29 protein-coding genes and 1 tRNA gene are annotated in these 25,064 nt (G+C 52.4%); 21 read left to right on the forward strand and 9 right to left on the reverse strand.

Features of this window, described 5'->3' with window-relative positions; genetic code table 11:
* Positions 1 to 1,002: hypothetical protein (locus V6Z81_07085; protein ID MEG9862251.1), on the reverse strand; the 1,002-nt coding region annotated here is incomplete at its 3' end.
* Between the two features lie 541 nt (positions 1,003 to 1,543).
* Positions 1,544 to 1,687, reverse strand: coding sequence for a hypothetical protein (locus tag V6Z81_07090; protein ID MEG9862252.1), 144 nt, complete (start codon positions 1,685 to 1,687; stop codon positions 1,544 to 1,546).
* A gap of 445 nt (positions 1,688 to 2,132) precedes the next feature.
* Between V6Z81_07090 and V6Z81_07095 the strand changes: the two genes are divergently transcribed.
* Positions 2,133 to 4,043 (forward strand): aspartyl protease family protein, encoded by a 1,911-nt coding sequence (locus V6Z81_07095; protein ID MEG9862253.1) that lies wholly within the window; start codon positions 2,133 to 2,135, stop codon positions 4,041 to 4,043.
* A 276-nt stretch (positions 4,044 to 4,319) separates the two neighbouring features.
* Here the strand turns inward: V6Z81_07095 and V6Z81_07100 are convergent, their stop codons facing one another.
* Entirely contained in the window at positions 4,320 to 4,604 is a 285-nt protein-coding gene (locus V6Z81_07100; protein ID MEG9862254.1) for a hypothetical protein, read from the reverse strand.
* A gap of 164 nt (positions 4,605 to 4,768) precedes the next feature.
* Between V6Z81_07100 and V6Z81_07105 the strand changes: the two genes are divergently transcribed.
* The 3 genes from V6Z81_07105 to V6Z81_07115 all read left to right on the forward strand — a co-directional run bounded on the left by V6Z81_07105 (position 4,769) and on the right by V6Z81_07115 (position 6,415).
* Complete coding sequence (locus V6Z81_07105) at positions 4,769 to 5,626, forward strand: hypothetical protein (GenBank protein ID MEG9862255.1); 858 nt, start codon at positions 4,769 to 4,771, stop codon at positions 5,624 to 5,626.
* A 113-nt stretch (positions 5,627 to 5,739) separates the two neighbouring features.
* Positions 5,740 to 5,964, forward strand: a complete 225-nt coding sequence (locus tag V6Z81_07110) for a hypothetical protein (protein MEG9862256.1) — start codon at positions 5,740 to 5,742, stop codon at positions 5,962 to 5,964.
* A gap of 64 nt (positions 5,965 to 6,028) precedes the next feature.
* Positions 6,029 to 6,415, forward strand: coding sequence for a hypothetical protein (locus V6Z81_07115; protein ID MEG9862257.1), 387 nt, complete (start codon positions 6,029 to 6,031; stop codon positions 6,413 to 6,415).
* A 10-nt stretch (positions 6,416 to 6,425) separates the two neighbouring features.
* Here V6Z81_07115 and dctP read toward each other — a convergent pair whose 3' ends face one another.
* Positions 6,426 to 7,415, reverse strand: a complete 990-nt coding sequence (dctP, locus tag V6Z81_07120; GenBank protein MEG9862258.1) for a TRAP transporter substrate-binding protein DctP — start codon at positions 7,413 to 7,415, stop codon at positions 6,426 to 6,428.
* A 116-nt stretch (positions 7,416 to 7,531) separates the two neighbouring features.
* Between dctP and nusB the strand changes: the two genes are divergently transcribed.
* From nusB to V6Z81_07145, 5 genes are all read left to right on the forward strand, one after another.
* Positions 7,532 to 8,017: a transcription antitermination factor NusB gene (gene nusB, locus V6Z81_07125; GenBank protein MEG9862259.1), complete on the forward strand. Its 486-nt coding sequence runs from the start codon at positions 7,532 to 7,534 to the stop codon at positions 8,015 to 8,017.
* Positions 8,018 to 8,161: 144 nt separating this feature from the next.
* A complete protein-coding gene (gene thiL / locus V6Z81_07130) occupies positions 8,162 to 9,172 on the forward strand; it encodes a thiamine-phosphate kinase (protein ID MEG9862260.1) in 1,011 nt (336 codons plus the stop codon).
* A gap of 99 nt (positions 9,173 to 9,271) precedes the next feature.
* A complete protein-coding gene (locus V6Z81_07135) occupies positions 9,272 to 9,538 on the forward strand; it encodes a type II toxin-antitoxin system RelB/DinJ family antitoxin (GenBank protein MEG9862261.1) in 267 nt (88 codons plus the stop codon).
* Positions 9,525 to 9,806, forward strand: coding sequence for a type II toxin-antitoxin system YafQ family toxin (locus tag V6Z81_07140; protein ID MEG9862262.1), 282 nt, complete (start codon positions 9,525 to 9,527; stop codon positions 9,804 to 9,806). The genes V6Z81_07135 and V6Z81_07140 overlap by 14 nt, the downstream gene beginning before the upstream one ends.
* Before the next feature lie 260 nt (positions 9,807 to 10,066).
* A complete protein-coding gene (locus V6Z81_07145) occupies positions 10,067 to 12,190 on the forward strand; it encodes a sodium-translocating pyrophosphatase (protein ID MEG9862263.1) in 2,124 nt (707 codons plus the stop codon).
* 344 nt (positions 12,191 to 12,534) lie between these two features.
* Here the strand turns inward: V6Z81_07145 and bamE are convergent, their stop codons facing one another.
* Together bamE and V6Z81_07155 are read right to left on the reverse strand one after the other, a co-directional pair.
* Entirely contained in the window at positions 12,535 to 13,053 is a 519-nt protein-coding gene (gene bamE / locus V6Z81_07150) for an outer membrane protein assembly factor BamE (GenBank protein ID MEG9862264.1), read from the reverse strand.
* 114 nt (positions 13,054 to 13,167) lie between these two features.
* The gene (locus V6Z81_07155) at positions 13,168 to 13,314 is read right to left on the reverse strand and encodes a hypothetical protein (protein MEG9862265.1); all 147 of its coding nucleotides are present in this window, start codon (positions 13,312 to 13,314) and stop codon (positions 13,168 to 13,170) included.
* Between the two features lie 89 nt (positions 13,315 to 13,403).
* Here V6Z81_07155 and V6Z81_07160 point away from each other — a divergent pair, with 89 nt between their 5' ends.
* The 6 genes from V6Z81_07160 to V6Z81_07185 all read left to right on the forward strand — a co-directional run bounded on the left by V6Z81_07160 (position 13,404) and on the right by V6Z81_07185 (position 17,687).
* A complete protein-coding gene (locus V6Z81_07160; protein ID MEG9862266.1) occupies positions 13,404 to 13,955 on the forward strand; it encodes a ubiquinol-cytochrome C chaperone family protein in 552 nt (183 codons plus the stop codon).
* Between the two features lie 262 nt (positions 13,956 to 14,217).
* The gene (plsX, locus tag V6Z81_07165; GenBank protein ID MEG9862267.1) at positions 14,218 to 15,363 is read left to right on the forward strand and encodes a phosphate acyltransferase PlsX; all 1,146 of its coding nucleotides are present in this window, start codon (positions 14,218 to 14,220) and stop codon (positions 15,361 to 15,363) included.
* Between the two features lie 33 nt (positions 15,364 to 15,396).
* Positions 15,397 to 16,371, forward strand: coding sequence for a beta-ketoacyl-ACP synthase III (locus tag V6Z81_07170; protein ID MEG9862268.1), 975 nt, complete (start codon positions 15,397 to 15,399; stop codon positions 16,369 to 16,371).
* Positions 16,372 to 16,518: 147 nt separating this feature from the next.
* Positions 16,519 to 16,851: an integration host factor subunit alpha gene (locus V6Z81_07175; protein ID MEG9862269.1), complete on the forward strand. Its 333-nt coding sequence runs from the start codon at positions 16,519 to 16,521 to the stop codon at positions 16,849 to 16,851.
* 84 nt (positions 16,852 to 16,935) lie between these two features.
* Positions 16,936 to 17,559: a MerR family transcriptional regulator gene (locus tag V6Z81_07180; protein ID MEG9862270.1), complete on the forward strand. Its 624-nt coding sequence runs from the start codon at positions 16,936 to 16,938 to the stop codon at positions 17,557 to 17,559.
* Between the two features lie 51 nt (positions 17,560 to 17,610).
* Positions 17,611 to 17,687 (forward strand) — tRNA-Pro (locus tag V6Z81_07185).
* Positions 17,688 to 17,846: 159 nt separating this feature from the next.
* On the opposite strand, the gene V6Z81_07190 is transcribed toward V6Z81_07185, so the two are convergent.
* Positions 17,847 to 18,047, reverse strand: a complete 201-nt coding sequence (locus tag V6Z81_07190) for a DUF2842 domain-containing protein (GenBank protein MEG9862271.1) — start codon at positions 18,045 to 18,047, stop codon at positions 17,847 to 17,849.
* A 24-nt stretch (positions 18,048 to 18,071) separates the two neighbouring features.
* Between V6Z81_07190 and V6Z81_07195 the strand changes: the two genes are divergently transcribed.
* Positions 18,072 to 19,238, forward strand: a complete 1,167-nt coding sequence (locus V6Z81_07195) for a COX15/CtaA family protein (GenBank protein ID MEG9862272.1) — start codon at positions 18,072 to 18,074, stop codon at positions 19,236 to 19,238.
* On the opposite strand, the gene V6Z81_07200 is transcribed toward V6Z81_07195, so the two are convergent.
* Together V6Z81_07200 and V6Z81_07205 are read right to left on the reverse strand one after the other, a co-directional pair.
* A complete protein-coding gene (locus tag V6Z81_07200) occupies positions 19,210 to 20,484 on the reverse strand; it encodes an O-acetylhomoserine aminocarboxypropyltransferase (GenBank protein MEG9862273.1) in 1,275 nt (424 codons plus the stop codon). The two genes, V6Z81_07195 and V6Z81_07200, sit on opposite strands and share 29 nt — an antisense overlap.
* A gap of 68 nt (positions 20,485 to 20,552) precedes the next feature.
* Positions 20,553 to 21,371 carry an enoyl-CoA hydratase gene (locus tag V6Z81_07205; protein ID MEG9862274.1) on the reverse strand — a complete coding sequence of 273 codons (819 nt, stop codon included), beginning with the start codon at positions 21,369 to 21,371 and terminating at the stop codon, positions 20,553 to 20,555.
* A gap of 346 nt (positions 21,372 to 21,717) precedes the next feature.
* Here V6Z81_07205 and rplM point away from each other — a divergent pair, with 346 nt between their 5' ends.
* From rplM to V6Z81_07230, 5 genes are all read left to right on the forward strand, one after another.
* Positions 21,718 to 22,182 carry a 50S ribosomal protein L13 gene (rplM, locus tag V6Z81_07210; GenBank protein ID MEG9862275.1) on the forward strand — a complete coding sequence of 155 codons (465 nt, stop codon included), beginning with the start codon at positions 21,718 to 21,720 and terminating at the stop codon, positions 22,180 to 22,182.
* A 101-nt stretch (positions 22,183 to 22,283) separates the two neighbouring features.
* Positions 22,284 to 22,679: a 30S ribosomal protein S9 gene (rpsI, locus tag V6Z81_07215; GenBank protein ID MEG9862276.1), complete on the forward strand. Its 396-nt coding sequence runs from the start codon at positions 22,284 to 22,286 to the stop codon at positions 22,677 to 22,679.
* 142 nt (positions 22,680 to 22,821) lie between these two features.
* Positions 22,822 to 23,868 (forward strand): N-acetyl-gamma-glutamyl-phosphate reductase, encoded by a 1,047-nt coding sequence (gene argC / locus V6Z81_07220; GenBank protein MEG9862277.1) that lies wholly within the window; start codon positions 22,822 to 22,824, stop codon positions 23,866 to 23,868.
* A gap of 96 nt (positions 23,869 to 23,964) precedes the next feature.
* The gene (locus tag V6Z81_07225; GenBank protein MEG9862278.1) at positions 23,965 to 24,207 is read left to right on the forward strand and encodes a hypothetical protein; all 243 of its coding nucleotides are present in this window, start codon (positions 23,965 to 23,967) and stop codon (positions 24,205 to 24,207) included.
* A gap of 20 nt (positions 24,208 to 24,227) precedes the next feature.
* Positions 24,228 to 25,064, forward strand: an 837-nt coding sequence (locus tag V6Z81_07230) for an aminotransferase class I/II-fold pyridoxal phosphate-dependent enzyme (protein MEG9862279.1), incomplete at its 3' end; no start/stop codon positions are given.

A 25,064-nucleotide genomic window follows, 5' to 3' on the forward strand; every position in this document is an offset into this window, starting at 1 on the left:
GAAGGTACACAGACATTCCGGCGGGTCATCATCCGCCTTACAACTCAGCACCGTTGTCGTCTCTGCGGCAGGGGCCGTATCACCCATGTTGAGGTCGGAACCATTGTTGCTCGTGCACCCGAAGGTACAGGTACACTCCGGGGGATTATCATCCGCCTTACAGGTCAGCACCGTTGTGGTGGTTGACGCAGGGGCCGTAACACCCATGCCGAGATCAGGACCGTTATTGCTCGTGCAACCGAACGTACACAGACATTCCGGCGGGTCATCATCCGACTTACAGGTCAGGTCTACTGAAGCGGGTGCCAGATCATTGTTACCGTATTCCGTGCTGTCGTCGCCTGTACATCCGTAGAAACACGAACAGATTTGCATGTCCAGTGGAGGCTGAGTCCTACAGGTCAGTGTTGTTTCCGTTGTTGTAGAAGGGGCCGTTTCGTTAAGGGGTACGTAGATATTATTATTGGTTATACAGCCATAGGTACAATCGGCCGTGCCTGGTGCCGTACCACAGACCGGGGAAATCAGGTCAACCTTACAGGACAGATTTATTATGGCTGTTGAAGCAGGGACCCTATCGCCATTGCCTACGGAGATACCGTCAAATTCACCGCCGTCAACCGTACAGCCATGTGTGCACGTACAGAACGGGGGGTTCGGGTTACGATTACAAGACAAGGGTTCCGTATCGGACGCTGTGTAGCCGTTGGCGACCTCGGTGCCGTCACTCGCCGTACAGTCATATGTACACGTACAGGTGCGGATTTCCTGTTGAGATGTAGTGATACAAGTCAGGGTTTCCGAAGCAGGTGCTGTATCGCCACGGTCCATGGAATTGCCTTCGCTGTCCTTACAGCCTTGGGTACACGAACAGGTCTGGGATTGGGATGCTTGGGGATCTGTTGTTGGAGGAGTTATTGGGGGTGCGGAACCACCACCGCCGCCACCACCGCAGGCAGACATAGCAAATAATGCTACCGTTAAAAAGAAAAACCGCGACATTTATGTTTCATAAAGCCGCAACAGCAATTTGATACACCACATGAAATCAACTGCCTGCCATCCTCCGCTTTAGAGTTGCCCCATCAATCGGTCCGGTTCGACAGTTAGATTATAATCAGTCCCGGATCAATCAAGATGAAAAAAAGTAGCAAACAGGGGCTTTCCTTAAATTGTTACTTCAGTATGGTAATTATACACTCTCCTTTATCATAATCATTCAAAAACAGGAAAACTTCCAACAAATATTAGATGTTTCTTTTGAGATATTAGAGTCATGCTTTGAATTATTAGAGTCAATTATTTGGTAATTTGAAATTTCATGTTCTATATCTAATACAGTTGCATTTGGTTGTTTACACTGATTAATAAGTTTGGGGCATTGAAAGGGCGGACAGGTCATAAACTTTCTTTCAGACCAGAGCAATTGATGAGAGCCGTTAAATTATGAGTTTGTGATGGGGGCCGCTCAGTTAAGGAAAATCAGATGCCCCCATTCACAAAAAATAAACTGACCATATTGCCGGCATCGGCAAAATGGCCGTTAATCTATATCTATTAACTTTCCGGCCGGGTCAAAAGTGTCTTCACATTCATATTGCCCCATAATGACGGGCTTAAGCCAGCCTTTAAGAAAGCGGTTTAATGGCTCAAAGTCCCGGAAAGCAATAATGTCACCGGCCAACATGACCCTCCCCCATTTAACTGGTCCACCATGAATATTAGGGAAGATGTTGCCCATACTGAGACCGGGCCGGTTTATAGGGGCAGTTCAAGACCATCAGATTATATTACCAAAGCACCTTCTCTCGGCTTCGATCGGCACCCACACAGGTTAGCCTTACTGAAGCTGGGGCCGTGGTACCCGTGGCGACGGTTTCGCGGTTATAACTCCTACAGCCCTCCGGGCGCAAACGACTTGGGTTTCCGGAGAGTTCAAGGGGGGGTGTTACGCCACCGGAGATACCACCACCCAATGGTCCTTGTCCCACGGTGGCGCAGGCGGTTAGCGCAATCAACGCTACACATATTGGTAATTGTTTCCAGAACATGTTCGCTCTACCTTATTTACTGCTTAGTCGCTCAATTATCATAATATTAGAAAGTGCCAAAAAATAAATACAAAGGCTCAGATGATTTTTTCCCCTCGTATGTTTCTTGCCCTTGCTTTCACGCTGTCCGTAGTTTTGGCCAATGGAAGTGCCAATGCACAAAATACCCCTCGTGGAATTAGCGAAGAATCTATCGCAACCGCACGGGCTATAGTTGAGTCACGACTCATTGAGTCAATCGGAAAAACTCTTCCTCGAAAAGAGAGCAATGATGTCACCTGGGTCAAGATATCCAAGAGCGCTGACGGTATTTTGTATGAAGGACAACTCCGCTGGAAAAATAGTGAAATCAATAACTTCAATTCACCAAGTGCGCTTTATAAACTAAAAGAAAAAACCATCTCGGACACAAATAAAGGATTCTGCAATGTAACGGCGATTCAACTGTATAGCACTTTAGGAGGGGTCATGAAGGTGGTGTACAATACAGCAGACGCGCATCAGTTCGCCTCCCTTACTATTTCGTGTGAAGAATCTACCGCAACCGAACGGGACATAATTGAGTCAATAGTAATTGACGACTTCGGCAGATCTCTTCCTCGAAAACAGAACGATGATATCACGTGGGTGAAGGTATCAAAGAGTGCTGACGGTATTTTGTATGAAGGAGAACTCAGCCTTACAGTCAATGAGTTCAATAATCGCCATAGTCCAAGTGCATTGACGAAACGAAAAAATGTACTCATTGCGTCCACAAGGAAAGCATTCTGCAACGATAAGGCGGTTCAACTGTATAGCCTCTTAGGCGGGGTATTTAAGGTGGTTTACAATACGGCTGATGCGCATCAATTCGCCGCTCTTACTGTTGCCTGTCCTGAGTTATATTTTGATAGAGGTTACGTCGAACAACAGGAATACAAAGAGATCCTAAAGTTTGATGACACACTTGGTACCATCATTATCCAGGTAGGTATCAATGGTGTTAAGGGGCGTTTTCTTCTGGATACAGGCGCGCCCAACACTATCACCCCGGACTTTGCCGAGCGGGTTTCAGCAGAAACCGACGGCTTATTCGCCACTATGGGCATGGATATTGGGGGAAATGTAATTAAAGGCGAATTAACCACACTTGATACACTTCATATTGGTAGCCTCACCTACCGGGATGTTAATTTCGTCGTAACGTCTCTCTTTGAAGGGGGTATTGTTTCTCACTGCCTTGGTCTGGACGGAGTCATTGGCGCAAATCTTATGAGAAAGTCTGTCTGGAAAATTGACTACGTAAACAGGAACATATTGATTGCGGACTCACCGGATGATCTCGGCGATCTGACAGGTTTTGATAGTATACCTTTTCGCACGACTACTCAGGGCACTCCTCTAATTGATCTCAACATAGATGGCGTAATCGTTAAAGACATCAATTTTGACACGGGACTAAGTGGACATCTAAGCATATTAAAGGAGTATCAGGGTATATTTCCGGATGACCCCAAAAATGATTTTTATGTGGATGGCAGAGCTACTTATGGTGCTGGTGGCAAGTCGCAACAAACACGAACCGACTTCAAAGTTTTTAATAAGGTTAAAATTGGCACATTGTCATTTGACAACTTAGCCGTCGGATTTAGCGAATACCATTCGCTTCTCGGGAACAGAATTCTGGAAAACTATGATGTGATTCTGGACTGGAATTCATCGAAAGTTCTTTGGAAAGAGGTTGTACAATATCAGGATAAGAGGAACTTTGATTTTGCATCCGATGTGAATACCGAAGGTTTTTTTATTACCGGTATTTACTCTAATTCATCAATACCGTTATTGACGGGTGATCAGATTGTGTCCTGGAACGGAAAAGACATGCGTGATATGACCGAGAGTCAAAAATGCGACTTCTTGTCTTCATACGTGAGGGGGGAAAGTTCAGGGGATATCAATCTGCGGGTATTGAGAGACTCTGAAGAAGTACCGGTCACATGGGTGCGGGATTAATGATGTAACGAAACGATGGTATGTACTATCAGTAATCTTTCGTAATGCACAAATTTCGCATGAATGTTCTTTTTTTTGGGCTTTCATGGTCATTTACCTTGCACAAAACTTGCAAATATTCACATATTTCGCCCAAAAATTGCACCCCAAAAAGTGCAAGTTTTTCCTAGTTTTCCTGTGATAATTGACTGAACTAGCCGCTTATTCTTTCTCTTCCAACTTCAAAAATCAAGATTGATATTTGCCAGACCATTGAGATAGGTCCGGGCAGTGGCATCATGGCCGGGAGTGGAGGGTTAGTCCGGCACGCACTTCCATGGTGATGTTGTCACTGAGCGGAACATGATGCCCAACCCCGACGGTAATCTCCTGGCCTGACGGTGTCAGAGTGACGTCGGCATTCCCTTGCAGTAACAGACCGTCAATGGTGCGGCCCGTTGACCATCTCAATCCCATCTCCCCAGCTTCGATATGCAGGGGCTGACTAAACCGTGACGCCTGTAACCTCTGTAGAACTGCCACGAAAGCTGCGTTGTCAGAATAATATACATACGCTGCCACTTGACCTTCCCCCATCAACTGGTCCACCCTGAATGTTAGAGAAGATGTTGCCCGAACTGAACCCGTACATATAATAAACTAACGTTCAAACTGGACCGATTTATGGGGGCAGTTCAATCTTGCGGGCGTGCGGGTTGAGCGGGGATTGTGTCAGGTGTATCAACGTGAACGAGCATAGAACAGTCATAAAAACCGTGCCGGCGTTATTGTTTGCACTGTTCGCCGGGTTGGTGCCGGGCATGACACCGGGTGCGGCCGCCTCCGAACCGCAAAGTCAGGAACAGGCCGGGGTCGAGGCACGTAACGTATTTAACGCCGTGCGGTTGACGGAAAGACAATTGACCTATTGCAGAGGGCAGGAGGTGATCTTTCTCTCCTCCGACTGTCATAAACGCTATGGCCGCTCTCATCCCGGGCACTCGCGTGAGCGGATATTAAGTTTCTGTCAGGGATTCGGATATTCCACCGGTTCCTATCAACCCGGCGGCTGTCAGGATAAGGATAACAACGGGTGGATTGAAACCCGCCATGAGTGGGACTGGGTGGTGGCAACGGACAGTCCGTGGAGCGCAAAAATCAATTTAAGGACGGGGCAGTATGAGGTGATGGCGGCCGGCGAACTTTTGGCGCCCGCCGGACTGGTGCGGGATCAGCTCATAGCCATGGGTATTCCGCAGGATCATCTGCCGCCTCCCGTTGCGCAGGGCCTGTGGGTCTCCGGGTCGGTGGGCCGGAGTGCGACGCTTGATGACATAGAGGATGAAGTCAATCTTGCCGTACCGGAATGTCCAGGCGGAACGACAGGCATCTGGCCCGATTGCGTGACGGTTCCTCCCCCCATCCTGCCCAAATTCGAAACGCCCGAATTTGTTGCGCCTGCGGTTGAAGCAGTTAGCGATACGGTGGACGGCATCGTCGAAGATGCGGGCGGTTTGGTGGACGATGCGGGTGGTCTGGTGGAAGAAGCGATAAAGGCGATTGAAGAAGGCATTGAAGAAGGCGCAGAAAATCTGGGGAGATAGATTTTATGCGCTGAAGGCCCGGCCGCTCACCAACGGAGATGGGACGTTATATATATAGTCGGGACTGATACGGGGTATACAAATGCACCCTATAACAATTCAGGGTCAATTCAATGAATAATAAAAAAATGGTTCTGGCGCAGGGGCTGGCCTTTCTGCCCCTTGTCATGTTTGCCCTGTGCGGAGCGGTGGTGTTTTTCTGGCTTCCGCCCGCGTTTGACCCGGCGGAGCGGTTGATTGCCGGCGTCATAGCGGGAGGCGCAGCGGTGCTGCCCGTCATGCCTCTCATCAGAGAGGGGACAACAGCGGCTCGGGTTTGTCATCCGTCTTGTGGGTAACCGGGTTGCCGTAGAATATGACTCGCCCGGGTGTTTCAATTTACATCTGCCTTCCAAAACACCCATGCCGGCCTATCAGAGCCATTGGCACGAGGTGTTGGCGGACATGGGCCGGAAACTCCCCCATGATACGCTCATCTGCCTTGAAACGTGGGTGCTGCCGACGTTTCCGCCCAGAAACGGTTTCACGCAACGCCCGCTGAACCCCGGCCGCCGTTTGCCGTTGAGTATCAAGGCATGGATATTCGAGTTTTTCCTGCTGTTTTCATGGCAACCGTGGCCGCTGGCTGCCGCCCGCCGCCGAAGGTTCGGAAATTTCATGCGCCGCCGTCAGGAGTCAACACGCTGGGAGGCGCGCCTTGAAGACCTCATCGCCTTCCACAGTTCAAGCAGATCAATCCGCTCCGGCGGGATTGACCGTCAGGGCAGGCTTCGCCGCCCCCCGCGGTAGAGCCGGTTCATTACTCGACGGCCAGAGCCAGGTCGAGAAGTTTCTGTCCGTCGGGAACCTCGTTGACAAACATGCGGTATGACGTCTCGGCGGCAATGTCGCGCCATTTCTGAAAGTCGGACGGTGACATCGGGGTGATTTCCACGCCGGCTTGCCTGTAGACGTTGATGGACGCCGCATCCTGCTTTCTGGCTTCCCGGAGGTAGTAGGCCTCGGCCCTGACGGCCCCTTCCAGAATGGCTTTCTGTTGGGGTCCGGTCAGCCCCTTAAAGACTGATCTGTTCATCAGCAACGGCTGATACATGAACCACAGTGCGCCATCCGCGGTGGGGGGCGTGTAGCATTTCACCTGTTCATAAATCCTGTAGGACACAAAAGAAGACGATGAAGTGTTGGCGGCCTGCACCTCACCCGTCCGTAAAGCCTCGTAGATTTCCGAAGAGGCCATGGAGACAATCGACGCGCCGGCGCCGGCCAACATCTGCCCGGAAGCCTGACCCGCCGCACGGGCGCGGAGACCGCGAATATCGGACGGTCTGGTGATGCATCTGTCTTTGCCGACAAAACCACCGGCGAGATAACCATGAACCAGCACCATCACATTGTCGGCGGCCATTTTCTTTTCCAGTTCGGCCATGAAGGGCGATGTACTCAGACGGGCCGCATGATCATGGTTTTTCACCAGACCGGGCATCAGCGTCACATTATAGGCCGGTTGCCGGTCTCCCGCATAAATGAGGGGGAAGACCGTCATATCCAGTTCGCCGCGGCTCAGCGGACCGTACTGTTCCTGTGGCCTGAACAATGACCCTGATCCGAAAATCCTGATCTTAAGGCCAACATCGGCTCCGGCCACGTGAGCGGCGATAATCCCGGCGACCTTGTGGCGGATATCCTTGTCCGACCACTGGTGCGAGAGACGCAATTCCGTAGCTTGCGCAGAGGTTGCAACGATCATTGCTGTCAGCAGACTCACGATGGTTAAAAATTTATATTTCATGATTTCCTCGGTGAATAGTGTTCAAGTGAATAGCGGACAGCGTCAATGGTCCCCGGTTAATACTTCCCTGCAAATACGTATCAATAAGATAGCGGTAATTCTGCTATAGTGAAAGCATGACAGGGTCTTGTTCCTCCTCCTCCTCCGGTACGCCCCGCCGCACCCATCCTGCGGCGCGCCATGCTGCGGCGCGCCATGCCGCACGTCTGGCGGCGGTGCAGGCTCTCTATCAGATGGAGATCACCGGCATAGGGGTCAACACAATCATTGTCGAGTTTACCGAGCACCGCCTCAAACGGGCCGACCATGAGCATTTTGATGCACTGGTCACCGGTGTCGTTCATCAGCAGGCGGCCATTGACGGGGCTATCGCCGATGCCCTGGCGGCGGGATGGCGGCTGGAGCGTCTTGACAGTACGCTGCGGGCCATCGTGCGGGCCGGGGTGTATGAACTGATGCACATGGACCATATTCCCGTTGCGGTGATTATTGATGATTATCTCGATACCGCTCATGCCTTTTTTAACAAGGAGCAGACGGCTTTTGTCAACGGCGTTCTGGATTCTCTGGGGCGGACGTTAAGGCCGAACTCTTTTTCATGACAAAAGCCTGCATGTATATTTGCAAAAATCTGTCATGCAGATTTCCTTTGTTTGTTTGCAAAAATCCAGCATGTGGATTTTTGGCTTTTGCCAACGGTGTGCTGGATTCTCTGGGGCGGACGTTAAGGCCGGAGCAAATGCGTGATGCAAAACCCTGACTTAAATGATTTAGACGAATTTTCTCTCATCAAAAGCCTGTTTGAGCCGTTAACGCGGGGCGGGGCGGGTGCCTTCGGGCTTCAGGATGACGGGGCCGTCTTTAACGTACCGGCGGGTCTTGAGGTGGGCATGAGTAAAGACATCCTGACCGCCGGTGTGCATTTTCACGACCGGGACGCGCCGGATATCATCGCCCGCAAAGCGTTGCGGGTTAATCTTTCCGACCTCGCCGCCATGGGGGCGCATCCTTACGGCTATTTGCTGGGACTGGCCTGGCCCCGTGACCGGCCTCGCGGGGAGATTGAGAATCTTGCCAAAGGGCTGGCTCATGACGGCGCCCATTACGACATCTCTCTCCTGGGGGGCGATACCATCGCCACGAAAGGGCCCTTAACATTATCGGTGACCGTATGCGGCTTTGTGCCTCAGGGTACGTGTTTGCGCAGGGCAGGGGCTGCGGCCGGTGACGGGATTTATGTCTCGGGCACAGTGGGCGATGCCGCCGCCGGTCTTGGCGTCTTGCAGGGGCGGGTTTCCTGTTCGTCACCACGCCATGAGGCTTATCTGACAGAACGTTATCATCTGCCCGAACCGCGTCAGGCGCTGGGTGTTGCCTTGCGGGGCGTGGCAACGGCGGCGGTGGATGTTTCCGACGGGCTGGTGGCGGATCTGGGCCATCTGTGTGAGGCATCGGGTGTGGGGGCTACCATAGAGTTGCGCCACCTGCCGTTGTCCGGCGCCCTGATCTCTGCCCAACCAACAGCCACAGATGACCAGCAGGCGGACGCCTACTCTCTCGTGTTGGGGGGCGGGGATGATTATGAACTCCTGTTCACGGCTCCGGCGGAGGCCGGAGAGGTGGTAGCCGAAGTGGCCACCGGGACGGATACAAGTGTTACCCGCATCGGTGTTATAGAGGCCGGCAGCGGCGTGCGGGTGGTGGATGCTTCAGGGGGTCCCCTGTCCTTACCGGGAACGGGCTACCGTCATTTTTGAGGCTTTACCCCGTTTTTATAGTCGACGGAATATGCCATGATTATTGACAGGTAGCCGCATTGTGACTACATTAAGACTACTTGATATCAGGAGGTCATTATGCCCGTTGCAGATACATATGTCCGCGCCCGTATTGATACGGAGACCAAAAAAAGAGCCAGCGATGCATTAAACGCGATGGGCTTATCGGTGTCGGATGCTATCCGGTTGCTCATGTTCAAAGTGGCTGACGAACACCGGCTTCCCTTTGAAATCAAGGCACCTAGCAAAAGTAGCCGTAAAGCGTTGACTGAAATTGCGTCCGGTAAAACGGATAGTTTCCATTCCGTTGATGAACTGATGACAGATTTGCATGCGGACGATTGAGCGTCCCGGTTCGTTCAAACGCGATTACAAACGTGAAGCAAAAGGGCGTTATCGTTCTACCCTTGATACCGAGTTGTTGGCTGTCCTGAATGCACTTGTTGTTGATCAATCGCTTGAGCCACGTTACCGGGACCACTCGTTGACCGGTGACTGGCATGGATATCGCGAATGTCATATCAAACCGGACCTTCTTCTGATCTATCGCAAAACCGACGATAATGTGCTTATCCTTGCCCGCCTCGGGTCGCATAGTGAGTTGTTCGGCTAACTCAACGTATCAGTCCGGGAAACGACCGGCCGTACAGGCTTTTGACGGCATTACCGCAGGCGCGGTAGCCCCTTCGGCCGAGCCGTCAGGCATCTGATGGAAAATTCTCAACCAAATCTGTTTTTTTAGTCCTCACGGCGCGTAATATGGGTTGCTTTCACGGGGCAGTTCTGAAAATATCACCTGTCGTGTGCGCTCCTGAGTCAATGATGTTTCAACGATTCCGGGCGCATTTTTTTAAGTGAGGAGAAAAAGAAAATATGGCGGAGGGAAGCATGGTTCTGATGGCAATTATGGCCTGTGGCGGTTTGGCTATTCTTTATGGGGTCTGGGCTATTCGCTCGGTGCTATCGGCGGATGCCGGCAATGAGCGTATGCAGGAAATAGCCGGCGCTATCCAGGAAGGTGCCGGAGCCTATCTCAACCGCCAATATACGGCTATCGCCATAGTCGGCGTCGTCATTTTTGCGCTCATCTGGTGGTTGCTCGGGTTTCTGGTCGCCATGGGCTTTCTGGTGGGGGCGGTGTTGTCGGGCATGGCAGGTTATATCGGCATGATTGTTTCGGTGCGCGCCAATGTGCGCACAACACAGGGGGCCAGCCGCTCTCTACAAGACGGGCTTTTGATTGCCTTCCGTTCGGGCACCGTGACGGGCATGCTGGTGGCCGGTCTGGCTCTTCTGGCGGTGACGGTTTATTTTTACGTACTTACCGATGTGCTGGCCATTCCCGTAGGCTCGCGGACAGTGGTGGATGCTCTTGTGGCGCTGGGCTTCGGAGCCTCCCTGATTTCGATTTTCGCGCGTCTGGGGGGTGGCATTTTCACCAAAGGCGCCGATGTGGGCGGTGATCTGGTCGGTAAGGTAGAGGTGGGTATTCCTGAAGATGACCCGCGCAATCCTGCCGCCATCGCCGATAGTGTCGGTGATAATGTGGGCGACTGTGCGGGCATGGCCGCCGACCTCTTTGAAACATACGCGGTTACGGTTGTGGCGACCATGGTGCTGGCCTCGATCTTCTTTACCGGCATGACAGAGATGATGATCTATCCTCTGGCAATCGGCGGGGCGTGTATTATCACCTCAATTATCGGCATGTTTTTTGTGAAGCTTGGCAAAAGCCAGAATATCATGGGGGCTCTCTATAAAGGTTTTATTGCGTGTGCCCTGTTATCGGTGCCCGCCTTGTGGCTTGTGACGGATTCTCTGGTCGGGATGGACACCCCTCTGACGGCGGCGGGCAGTTTTTTCTCCGGCACGGATCTGTTTCTGTGCGGCCTTGCCGGCCTTATCGTGACGGGGCTGATTATCTGGATTACCGACTATTATACCGGCGTGGGGCACAGGCCCGTTAAAAGCGTCGCGGAAGCCTCCGTCACCGGACATGGCACAAATGTCATTCAGGGGCTGGCGGTATCAATGGAGGCCACGGCTCTGCCGGCGCTGGTTATCGTGGTGGGTATTCTGGTGACCTATGGCCTTGCCGGTCTGTTCGGGATTGCGGTTGCGGTAACAACCATGCTGGCGCTGGCGGGCATGGTGGTGGCTCTTGATGCCTTCGGACCGGTCACCGACAATGCCGGAGGGATTGCGGAGATGGCCGATCTGCCCGAGGATGTGCGCTCGACAACCGATGCGCTGGATGCGGTAGGCAATACCACAAAAGCCGTTACCAAAGGATATGCCATCGGCTCGGCCGGTCTTGGCGCTCTGGTCCTGTTTGCCGCCTACACGCAGGATCTGATGTATTTTGCCGAAAATTCCGGCGATTACCCCTATTTTGAAGGGGTCACGGCAAACTTCTCCCTCTCCAGCCCCTATGTGGTGGTCGGACTTTTTGTCGGGGGGCTGTTGCCCTATCTGTTCGGCGGCATGGGCATGATGGCCGTCGGACGTGCGGCCTCGTCCATCGTTCAGGAAGTGCGCCGCCAGTTCAAGGAGAACCCGGGCATCATGGAGGGGACAACGCGGCCCGACTATGCGCGTGCGGTGGATATGCTCACCCGCTCGGCCATCCGGGAGATGGTGATTCCCTCAATGTTGCCGGTGCTCTCACCCATCGTGCTGTTTTTCATCATTGAGGCCATTGCCGGTAAAGCGGAGGCGTTCTCGGCCGTTGGTGCCATGTTGCTGGGCGTGATTATCACGGGGCTTTTCGTGGCAATTTCCATGACTGCCGGAGGTGGCGCATGGGATAATGCCAAGAAATATATCGAGGACGGTAATCTGGGCGGCAAAGGGTCAGATGCCCATAAGGCGGCGGTAACGGGAGATACGGTCGGAGACCCTTATAAGGATACCGCCGGTCCGGCCGTCAACCCGATGATTAAAATTACCAACATTGTAGCCCTGTTGTTGTTGGCGGTCTTGTCGCACGCCGCCTAGAGCGGTGGGCCGGTGTTGTCCGGCTCTGACATACAATGGAGATATGAAATGAAAACCCTGACAACGTTTTCAATGGCTATAGCCATGGCTTTTGCCGTTAGCGGAGTGGTGGTTTTGACTACACCTTCCGATCAGGCCCGGCATCTTCGCAACTGACGAAGCGAGCTGCCTGTTCGACAAGGATCATCCGGCGTGTTTTGATTCAGAAGGCCGCCGGAGAGACGGCCGGCTTATTGAAGATCCGGACATGTAGGCCTCACCGGTCTGTCTTTATTCCGCACCTTGAAGGAAATATATCAGGACAGAAAACCGGACATTCCGGGACGAGCGTTACTTTGTTCTCTTTAGGGCAACACCTGGGGGGGCGTGTCAAAGCGTCCGAGGTTGCCTAAAAACTGCTCTACGATTGTCAGCTCCTGACCGCCCGTCTTTGTGATGCGCTCAACCGGCGTTACCGAATAGCCATCCGCAAGGGTATATTGCTTAATACTGGTGACGCCGCCGTTCTGGTTAAAAGATACGGCGACGACTTCCTGATCAATAATCTCAGGCCGGTAAAACATAAATTCCTGAACATGGGTAGAAGCATAATACCATGTGTTACCCAGAATGGATTTTGTTGACGGGGTGCCAAAGGTCTCCATGACCTGCTCACGGGTCGTCAGGTTGGCGGCTTTGATCATGTCATACAGCGGGAGTAACCCTTCCTCCGCAAGCTGTTCATCCGAACCCTGACCTTCAGGCACATATCCCCGCAGGCCGTCTACCGGTGCGCAGGCCATGCCATAAAGGAGCAGTGCCGTCACCGCCGAAAAGCGCAGGCAAGACGCACAGTGGCCGTTTGGTAAAAAATCAGAAATCATAGACATATCTCATTAACTCTTATGGGAAACACTTTCGGGAACTCCGGCGACCCTGATTAAGGGGGTGCTTTTTTATGTGATAATACCGCTCATTTTGCAACATATCTCTTTGCACTATACGATGATATATAGGGTGGAAGCCGGTTCGGGGGTGGTCTGCGGCCCGGCCTCCGGCGTCAAAGCATCCACCGGATGCTGTTGACCCGAAGGCGCGTTAAGCGATGCTAGGTGCCTTGCCGGTGCACGGCGATGCCGACTCACAAGTGTTCTCCGGTGACTTCCGGTCTCCGGCCTCCGTGTCAGTATCCGGGTATATATATAACGTCTCAACTCCGGGGATAGCATTCAAAATGTTCAAGGGCTTTCGGGCAAAAAAACAGGCGAAAAATACACTGGCCGATGTTTACCGTGTCGTAGTCGGGCAGGCAAGATTGCCGGCATTTTACAGGGACTTCGGCGTTCCCGATACGGTAGACGGGCGTTTTGACATGATCGTGTTGCACATGGCGCTGTGTTTGCGGCGGCTCCGGGCAGCGGATGCGGACCTTGACGATCAGGCACAGGCTCTTTTCGACTTTATGTTCAGCGATATGGATTACGCCCTGCGTGAGATGGGAGCGGGGGATATGTCTGTAGGGCGGCGGATCAGAGCCATGGTCGAGGCTTTTTACGGGCGCACCAAAACCTATGACAAAGCCCTTGATGCCGGCGACGGGGAGATGCTGACTGATGCTTTAGCCCGTAATGTGTTTCCCGATTGCAAGCCTCCCGTAGCGGCGGCCCACAGGCTGGCGGAATATGTAATACAGGCGGAGGCCGCTCTGGCAGGGGTACCGGTCACGGATATTTTAGCCGGAGGGTTTGGTTTTTGTGATCCGGCGGCGGCTTTGAATTGTCCATAAAAGCGGTGTTCTTTAAAATTCTTTCCCTAAAGCTGAAATTTTTGTTCAATATATTGTTTTTATTTGATTTTTTTCGTAAATGCTCCCTTGCAATCTTAACCTCAGGCGGTAATCTGCTTGCTTGATGGGGTGTCCCATTCGGGTTGACAAAGTTGGGTTTAGGTTAGTTGACAGAGTTGGGTTAGATAAGGTGCACCCTGCCTAAGGCGGTAACCTGTTTGTGTGGGTGCGGAAAGATAGCAGAGGAAAACCGAGGAACGTTGTGAAGGACAAACCGGTAATATCCCTTGACGGCATGGGGGGCGATGATGCGCCGAAAAGCGTTGTGGAGGGTGCGGCACAGGCGCTTGAGCGGCGTCCGGATATTCGCTTTATTATTTATGGCGATGAGGCGCTGTTGTGTCCTCTCGTGAACAGGCATCCGGCCCTTAAGGAAGCCGCAACGCTTGTCCATACGGAGGCCGTTGTGGCGATGGATGATCCCCCGGCCCAGGCCCTGCGCAAGGGGCGGCGGGTCAGTAGCATGTGGCAGGGGATATGGGCCGTAAAGACCGGTGAGGCGGATGCGGCCGTATCAGCAGGAAATACCGGTGCGCTGATGGCTATGGGAAAAGTTATTTTGAAAACGGTTCCGGGGGTGAGGCGCCCGGTACTGGCAGCCTTGTGGCCTAATTTAAAAGGTATCGGTGTGGTTCTGGATTTGGGGGCGGGTGTTAGTCAGGATGTACGCCAGTTGGTAGAGTCTGCCGTGATGGGAGAAGCCTATGCGCGGGTGTTGCTGGACAAGACGCGGCCCAGAGTCGGGCTTTTGAATGTCGGGGTTGAGGGGATTAAGGGTACGGACTCCGTTAGGGAGGCTGCCCGGATTTTGAGCGAGAATGAAGATAATCTTCACCTTGATTTTCACGGGTTTGTGGAAGGGGACGATATCGGACGGGGAACGGTCGATGTGGTTGTCACCGATGGTTTTACGGGTAATGTGGCTCTCAAGACGGCTGAAGGTACGGCGCGGCAATTCAGCGAATTTCTGAGAAACGCCATAAGGCAATCTATTATAAGCCGGATCGGTTATGTTTTTGCGCGAGGAGCTTTTGGGCGTTTGCGTGATGCGTTCAATCCGGGTTCATTTAACGGGGCCGGCATGCTGGGGTTGAAGGGTATTGTCGTAAAAAGCCATGGCAGTGCCGATAGCGCCGGTTATAGTTTCGCCATTCTGGCAGCGGTGAGACTGGTAGAGAGCGATCTGGCGGAAAATGTTAAGCAGGCTATCCAAACCCTTGATCACGTCGTTGTTGATGAGACGGGCTGGGGTGACAGGACTGATAAGGGCGACAAGGTGAATAAAGCCGATGAAATAGGTGGGGGCCAAAACGGCGTTTATGAAAAGGAACGAAAACTTGCCGTTTGATAAAGCCCGCATCAAAAAGGGAAAGCACGGGTCATGAAATCCAGTGTCATAAAAGGGATGGGTGCCCATGTGCCGGGGCGGGTAATCACCAATAAAGATCTGGAAAAGATGGTTGATACGAGTGATGAGTGGATTGTTTCCCGGTCAGGTATTTCGCGCCGCCACATAGTCTCTGAAGGGGAATATACGTCCGATCTTGCCCTTGCGGCAGCACAACAGGCTCTTGAGAATGCCGGTATGGAGTCTTCCGATATTGATGCCATTATTGTTGGCACCACCTCGCCGGATTATACGCTACCCTCAACGGCTGCCGTGGTGCAGCGGGAACTGGGCGTAAAGGGTTGTGCGGCTTTTGATGTTCAGGCCGCCTGTTCGGGTTTTATTTATGGGCTGACCATTGCCGATAGTTTTTTGAAAACCGGCTCTATGGGGACGGCGCTGGTTATCGGTGCCGAAACGCTCTCCAGAATTGTGGACTGGGAAGACCGTTCGACATGCGTTCTGTTTGGAGATGGGGCGGGGGCTGCGGTGGTGTGCGCCGAAGAGCCGAACGGAACAGGAACCGGCCGGCAGGGTATTTTGCATAGTCAGCTTTTGTGCGATGGCGGCTGTGCCGAGTTTTTACGCTCTACGGGGGGGCCATCCAGAACCCGGACGGTTGGCTATATCACCATGGATGGCCCGGAGATTTTTCGGCGTGCCATTAGCTATAGTGTGGACACCGCTCAGCAACTTCTTGATGAGGCCCGGTTGAGTGTTGCAGATATTGATTGGTTCATACCTCACCAGAGCAACAGACGTATCATGGATGGTATTATAAAACGCCTTGATATGCCTGAGAGTAAATTAATAGAGAACATTGCCGATTATGGCAATACATCGGCAGCCTCCGTTCCGATTGCCATGACGGAAGCCATCGGCGACGGGCGTATCAAGAAGGGAGATTTGCTGTTGTTGAGCGCCGTAGGGAGTGGGCTTACCTGGGCCGCCTTGTTGATGCGCTGGTAAAGGTACGGAAGGTATTGATTATTTGACGCATTTGGAGTGGTTGGATAAATTTTAGATACAGGGGTTTTATCCGGGGGGTAATGTGAGCGATAAAAGACCGGAAGGTACCAGAAGAAAGACAAAACAAATAACTGTATGAGGTGTGTGATGGTAGCAGGTGAAAAAGGAGAAAAGTCCGGTACGTTAACTCGCGCTGATTTAAGCGATTATGTTCATCTGGAGCTTGGGCTCTCGCGTAGTGAATCATCGGCGCTTGTTAATGCCCTGTTTGATGAAATCGTTAAAGGATTGAAGGAGAGCGGTCGCGTTAAACTATCTTCTTTCGGTACTTTTATATTGCGTGACAAAAAGAAACGTATGGGGCGCAATCCCAAGACTGGTGAAGCCGTTCCCATAGAACCACGGCGGGTGTTGGTTTTTCGGCCCAGCCAGACTATGAAAAGCCAGATTAATGAACAGTCTCCCCGCCACCGCACGTAAAGCCACCGCCTTTTCGGTCGTCCCGGGGGCGGATAATGGGCCAGATATAATGCGGGATTAAGACCCCGATAGGATGCCGTTTTCATGTCCAGTGCCATAAAATCGCCGCAGGCATTCAGAACCATCAGTGAAGCTTCGGATGAACTGGGGCTACCCTCTCATGTATTGCGGTTTTGGGAGAGTAGATTTCCGCAAATCAAGCCCATGAAGCGAAGCGGCGGACGGCGTTATTATCGTCCGGGGGATTTGTGCCTATTGCGTGGGATTCAGCATCTTTTGTATAAAGACGGGTATACGATTAAGGGGGTCCAGAAAATCTTGCGGGAACGTGGCGCACGCTCCGTCATTCAACTGGGAGCGGGTGAGGGGTTTCATGGGGATGGTGATGATTTACAGGCGGTGGATTTTGAAGACTCGGCCATGGAGAGCATTGAGAGCATTCATGCCAGCATGGCACCTGCTTATAACATCGTACCGGATGACGCAGAGCAAGAGCAAGAGCAAGAACAAGAACAAGAACAAGAACAAGAACCCACGACCTCTTCTCCCCCGGCCTCTCTCGCTGTGGCGGAGTTTCTGTCTGTGGAGCGGCGTCAACGGTTGGAGGCGGTGTCTGCAGATTTGTCAGAAGCGTTAAGGTTGCTGGAACGCATTACCGGTGAAGCACCTTCTGCCGAAGAAGAGCAAGAGGAGAGGTCTGAAGAATAGGGAAAGGCCGGGGTTGCTATGGGAGGGCGGTTCACTTAGGTTTCGGCTTGTCGGAGCGTAGCGCAGCCCGGTAGCGCACTTGTCTGGGGGACAAGGGGTCGTGGGTTCAAATCCCGCCGCTCCGACCATTGTTCTTGCTCTATAGGGAGCCGGTGCCTATTATTGCCAAGTCGTTTAGTACTACTACGGAGACAGGATAGATGTCGGCAATTATCGCTATTGCTCTTATGGTGATCGTTTTTTGTGCCCTTAATATAATTCAGTATGGCAGGGCCGATTAATCCGGTCTATGCGTCCAGCTTTTGCATCCAGCGAATGAGTTGCCCTGCGGGAAACGCCCACAGAACCCCCGCAACGCCGTAGTAGAGAACATGAATGAGGGTGTCGTCGGGCAATCTACCCCCGATTGTAGCTGCTACCATGACATAAAGGGTGATGCCTCCTATTAACACTAAAACGCCGATAAATTTGCGCACGCGGGAAGTCATGATATCTGCGGGACGGGTCCGGCGATGAGGACGGCCCCTGAATATGCAGTTCCCGAATATAGCGGACGTATGCTTAAACAGGCGGGGCAGGGGTCCGGTAAGCGGGTGGCCGTTTGGTTGTGGGTCATGTGTGGGGTGCTGGTTGTCATGATTGCTGTCGGTGGGATAACGCGTCTTACGGATTCGGGGCTTTCCATGACTCAGTGGCGGCCTGTAACGGGCTTTCTACCACCCTTAAGTCCGGCGGACTGGCAAGAAGAGTTCACCCGCTACAAGAAAATACCGGAATACCAATTTGTGAACAACGGTATGTCTCTGGAAGCGTTTAAATCTATTTATTGGTGGGAGTGGGGCCACCGGTTTTTGGGCCGTTTTATGGCGGTCGTCTTTTTGGCGGGGCTGGGATGGCTGGGATGGCGCGGTCATATTAAACGTACCATGCTTCCCAAACTGGGACTGGTTTTTCTGCTTGGCATGGCTCAGGCGGTATTGGGCTGGTATATGGTGAAAAGCGGCCTTACGGATAGGGTGGATGTCAGCCCGTACCGGTTGTCGGCTCATCTGGGGCTGGCGTTTATTATTTTGGCGGTCATGTTTCGGGCGGGGCTTATTTTTAAGGCTCAGGATGCTAACCCTCTCCTGTCTTCACCGTATAATGTTACTCGGATGAAGATCTGTACGGCCTGGGGCCTAACAGGATTGATTTTTGTGCAGATTTTACTGGGCGGTTTTGTCGCCGGGCTGGATGGAGGGCTGAGTTATAATAGTTGGCCCTTAATGGATGGTCGTCTGATACCTCAGGGCTTGCTGGCGATGGAGCCTTTATGGCGCAATTTTTTTGAAAACATTGTCACCGTCCAGTTTATGCACCGGCTTTTGGCTTACGTCCTGTTGTTGGCCGTCGTGATACATTGTGGCCGCTTATTATTAAGCGGAAGACGTAATGATAGATTTAATAGCGGCCTTATCTCATCTGCAGGGATGCTTTTGGCTGCAGTTACCGGGCAAACCCTGTTAGGCATTATAACCCTTATGCTGGTGGTGCCTTTTAGTTTGGCGTTATTGCATCAATTCGGGGCGGTGGTCGTTTTTATCGCGAGCCTGTACCACGGATGGCAGCTTACTTGCGCAGAGCAAACTTTTTCCTGCAGGGCAAATGTCCTCAAAGAGCCTGCTCCAGATCTGCAATAATATCTTCCACATCTTCAAGCCCAACGGAAAGACGCACTACGTCAGGAGCGGCGCCGGCGGCGGTTTTTTGAGCGTCATCTAATTGACGATGAGTTGTAGAGGCCGGATGAATAATCAAACTGCGGGTATCTCCCACATTAGCCAGATGGCTGAACAGTTTGACCTTGCCGACTAAATTCACACCGGCTTCATAGCCCCCCTTGAGGCCGAAGGTAAAAACGGCCCCGGCGCCTTTGGGGCAATATTTTTGGGCAAGGGTATGGTGAGGATCATCTGACAGGCCGGCGTAAGAGACCCAGGATATTTTGTCATGGCCTTTCAGAAAGGTTGCAACTCTATGAGCATTGTCGCAATGGCGTGCCATGCGCAGGGGAAGGGTTTCCATGCCGGTAAGAATAAGAAAGGCATTAAAGGGTGAAAGAGCAGGGCCTAAATCCCGTAATCCCAGAACCCGGCACGCTATGGCAAAGCTTATGGGACCGAATGTCTCGTGAAGTTTCATCCCATGATAAGAGTCACACGGTGCCGATAGGGTCGGGAAGCGGTCATCGGCGGACCAGTCAAACTTGCCACCGTCCACAATGACGCCACCCATGGAGTTGCCGTGTCCGCCGAGGAATTTGGTCGCCGAATGTATGATGATATCGGCGCCATGCTCAAGGGGGCGGCAGAGATAAGGAGACGCAAAGGTATTGTCAACAATCAAAGGAATGTGAGCCTCGTGAGCCATAGCGGCTATGGCGGCGATATCCGTGACGATGCCGCCAGGATTAGCGAGGCTTTCAATAAAAATTGCACGTGTCTTAGGGGTTATAGCGGCTTTGATAGTTTCGGGTTTTTGACTATCTGCCCAGTCAACATGCCAGTCGAATTTTTGAAAGGACTGCCCGAACTGATTGATAGAGCCGCCATACAGTTGACGGGCAGCAATGAAATGATCTCCCGGTTCCATGAGAGTATGAAAAATTAAAAGCTGCGCACTATGACCGGAAGCCGTTGCAAGGGCCGCCGTCCCGCCTTCCAGTGTTGCGATGCGCTCTTCCAGAACGGCATTGGTGGGGTTGGTAATGCGGGTGTAGATATTGCCGAACGCCTGCAAACCAAACAGAGAGGCCGCGTGATCAACATCATCGAAAACAAAAGACGTAGTTTGATATATGGGAGTCACCCGCGCTTTGGTGGTGGGGTCCGGCTGGTTTCCTGCGTGGATAGATTGCGTGTGAAAGCCATACTTGTTCTCTGTCATGTTTTCCTCTCATTTTAGATGTGCACGTACCGGCAAGATGCGTAGTGCCGGATTAGCGTCTATGCTACTTATTTATTTTGCCACAAAGGGTCGCGTTTTTCCAAAAACGCCCCAATGCCCTCTTGTGCATCATGGGCCAGCATATTGGTTACCATGATTTGGCTGGCATAGGCGTAAGCTTCTGACAAGGGCTGCTCTAACTGACGGTAAAACGCTTCCTTGCCGATTTGTACCGTAAGAGCCGATTTTTGCGCAATAGTTCCGGCCATGTGATTAACGGCGTCATCAAGGGAGTCCGGCGGAACGGATTTGTTGATGAGTCCATAATCGGCGGCGGTTCGGGCGTCCATCATCTCTCCCAGTAGCAGCATTTCCATAGCCCGCTTGCGCGGGATGTTACGACTAAGAGCGACCATAGGCGTGGAGCAAAAAAGACCAATGTTAACGCCCGGTGTTGCAAAGCGGGCCGTATCGGCTGCAATAGCCAAATCGCAGCTTGCAACCAGCTGACATCCTGCGGCTGTGGCGATACCATGAACCCGCGCGATGACCGGTTTGGGGCAGGTGACAATTTTTTGCATCATAGACGAGCATTGGCTCATGATTCTTTCGTAATAGGTACGTCCCCGGTCATTATCTTGCCGGTGGGCGGTCATTTCTTTGAGGTCGTGTCCGGCACAAAAGGCGGGGCCACACGCCTCCAGAATAATAACGCGGACGGTGTCATCACGGCCCAAAGCCGCCAGAGCCTCCTCAAGGGCAGTTATGAGAGTTTCGGAGAGGCTATTGCGTTGTTCCGGGCGGTTTAGGATGAGGCGGGCAACAGGTCCTTCCCGTTGTTCAACAAGGCAGGGAGTTGCGGGTGTCGTGGTTGCGGAGGCTTCCATGGTGATAGTATATCTGCTCCTGTTTTTGATGCCAGCCCCCTTTTGGGCGACTTTACCTGTTCTTCGTACCGCAAGTTCTTTGCGCCGAATGCCGAAGCTTAAGGGAGAACCCGGAGGGCTTGACAAAAACCGGTAAAATGCCTTAGTAAAAGGGCAATGTGGGGCCATCCTGATAAAAGGGCCGGTAGTTTTGGTTTCGCCTATGGGGCAGTTTGTCGTGGGGTGGTTTATTGACGGTTTCCTTCATTGAAACTTTCTGATGTGTGGGGTCGGCATGTTGTTGTGTGGTGAACCTTTCCGGCTTGTAGAGAACTGATTTGTAGAGAAAACGTAAGGCGCAAAAGATATGAAAACGTGGTCTGCAAAACCTGCTGACATCCGGAAAGACTGGACGGTTATTGACGCTACCGGTCTCGTGGTCGGCCGTCTGGCGGCCATTGTTGCGCCACGGTTGCGGGGCAAGCATAAGCCCGGCTATACGCCGCACATGGATTGCGGAGACCATATTATTATTGTCAATGCGGATAAGGTAGTCTTTACCGGACGCAAACTGATAGACAAACAATATTATAAACACACGGGTTACCCGGGGGGTATTCGGTCAACAACACCGGAGCGTATTTTAGGTGGCAAACACCCTACACGTGTCATTGAAAAAGCTATTGAGCGGATGATGCCCGACGGCCCTTTGGCGAGTCAGCAGATGCGTAACTTGCGGATTTATGCGGGTGCCGAGCATCCCCATCAGGCGCAGTCACCGGTTCCTTTTGATGTGGCCACCTTGAATAGCAAAAACGCGAGGGCGGTATGATGACGGAAATGACCGACGTAGCTCCAACAAATACATCCCCTCAGGATGCGCCTCCTGTCGCTCCCGTCTCCGTGGAGCCAGCGTCTCCGCCGGAGCCGCAGATTGATGAGCATGGCCGGGCACGGGCTACAGGCAAGCGGAAAGAGTCGGTCGCCTGCGTGTGGATAAAGCCGGGCCGTGGAACGATTACCGTTAACGGTAAAGCGGTGGAGAGTTATTTTGCCCGTCCGGTGTTGCGGATGATTATCAACCAACCTCTTGTAGAGGCCGGGCGTGAGTCTCAATATGACGTTATGTGCTCGGTCCACGGAGGAGGCTTGTCGGGACAAGCAGGAGCGGTTCGCCATGGCATATCGCGGGCGCTTGTTCGTTGTGAACCTGACCTGCGTCCACCTCTTAAAAATGGAGGTTTTTTGACGCGGGATTCACGGGTTGTGGAGCGTAAGAAATATGGTCGCCGTAAGGCGCGACGCAGCTTCCAATTCTCCAAACGTTAATTTTTCAATATCAGAGCCCAACATCAGGGCCTAACATCAATCAGGGTTTGCCATATTAGCCGGCAGTGTTGGCGGGTAGAGCAGCGTAGCACGCCGACATAATGCTCAGCAGGGCAGGCTCAATCATTACAGGAGCGGTATTATGTCTGTTTCTTCTCTTCAGGTCGCTATTCTTGGTGCGTCCGGCTATACGGGCGGCGATGCCATTCGCTTGTTGGCGTGTCATCCGAATGTCACTCTAATGGCATTAATTGCCCAACGTCATGCGGGTGAGGCGGTAGAAGACGTCTGGCCTCATTTGGGGGCTACGGACCTGCCGGATATGGTAACGCCCGAACAGGTTGATTGGGAGCATGTAGATGCCGTGGTGTGCGGCCTGCCTCATGGAACGTTTCAGGCGATGAGTACCGATCTGCCGGATCATGTAAAAATTATTGATATGTCGGCGGATTTTCGTCTGCGGGATAAAGAGGTCTACGCCCATTGGTATGGACAGCCTCACGCGGCGCCCGATATGCAGGAACAAGCCGTTTATGGCTTAACGGAGTTTTACCGCAATGATATTGCCGTAGCCCGGCTTGTTGCGTGTCCCGGATGTTATCCGACGGCGGTGTTGCTGGCCTTGCTGCCTCTGGTTTCAGAGCGCTGCATTACGCCGGAGGATTTAATCATTGACGCTAAATCCGGTGTGAGTGGCGCCGGTCGGGGGCTGAAACAGCAAAACCTGTTTAGTGAAATTGCTGAAGCCATGCATCCTTATAATGTTGGATCTCACCGGTCTGTTTCTGAAATTGAGCAGGAACTATCGCGGGCGGGTGGCGTACCGGTTATGGTCAATTTTACGCCTCATCTTGTCCCGTTAAACCGGGGCGAGCTGGTTACGGTCTATGCCCGTTTGGGGCAAGGACAGACGGCAGATGATGCGCGGCGTATTTTGTCCACCCGCTATGAAGCGGAGCCTTTCGTCAATGTGCTTGAAGCGGGCCACACACCGGCAACCCGTCAGGTGCGGGGGTCTAATCTGTGTCAGATTGGCGTTTTTGCCGACCGCCTTCCTGAGCGGGTTATTATTGTGGCGGCGATTGACAATCTGGTTAAGGGATCAAGTGGACAGGCCGTTCAGAACCTTAATCTCATGTTTGGTTTTGATGAGACCACAGGATTGGAGCAAAAGCCTCTTTTTCCCTAAAGATAAGATGCGGTATGCTTTGTTTTGCTGGTATTGGGCAGGATTTCATACTATATCTGGTGTCCTGTCTCGGGCTTTGAGTGGATTGGGCGCAACATGTTTTTTTGCCGTAAACTACGTTGGAGCGCTGTGCTTTTGTGCGTATTGGGCCTGAGTGGGGCGTGTGTGGGTGATAATGGGGCGTATCCCGCGCTGGCGGATGTCCCCCCCCCTCCCGATGTGACAGCGTATGATTATGAAGAGCGACAAGAGATCATGCAGGAGTTGTTGGTAGAAAAAGAGCGCATACGTCTTTTAGATCAAAAAACGCGCCGCAGTATAGCTCCGTCCGCCCCCTAGTTGACTATAAAGATAAGATCATGGTTTTTTCAGAAGAGTTTCACAGAATCAAGCAACTGCCCCCGTATGTTTTTGCAGAGGTCAATCGCCTTAAAGAAGAGGCGCGCGGGCGGGGCATGGATATTATTGACTTCGGCATGGGTAATCCGGACATGCCGACGCCATCTCATATTATTGATAAGCTGATGGAGACGGTTGGCAAGCCACGCACGAGCCGTTATTCGGCATCACGGGGGATTACCGGCTTGCGCCGTGCGCAGGCTGCTTATTATGAACGCCGTTTTGGAGTTCAATTAGATCCGGAACGGGAGGTCATTGTGACATTGGGATCTAAAGAAGGGTTTGCTAACATGGCGCAAGCCATAACGGCCCCGGGCGATGTTGTGCTGGTACCCAGCCCGACCTATCCAATTCATACATTCGGATTTATTATTTCCGGCGGAACGGTGCGGCACATGCCGTGTCCTGATGCCAATAGTCTGCTGGAAAGACTCCATGATGAGGTTGTTGCAAGCCCAAAACCGCCGTTAGCGCTTATTTTGAACTATCCGTCTAACCCGACGGCACAGGTGGCAGATTTAGAGTTTTATAAAGAGGTTGTCGCCTTTGCCCGCCGTCATGGCATTATTATTCTCTCTGATCTGGCTTATGCCGAGATTTATTTTGATGGGAAGCCGCCACCCTCTATCTTGCAGGTTTCCGGTGCAAAAGATATCGCTGTTGAGTTTACCTCCATGAGTAAAACCTATGCCATGCCGGGTTGGCGCATTGGGTTTGCGGTCGGTAATGAGAAACTTGTCGGAGCTTTGACGCGGATAAAATCTTATTTGGATTATGGTGCTTTTACACCTATACAA

Source organism: Parvularculales bacterium (assembly GCA_036881865.1).
Taxonomy (GTDB): domain Bacteria; phylum Pseudomonadota; class Alphaproteobacteria; order JAPOUT01; family JBAJNM01; genus JBAJNM01.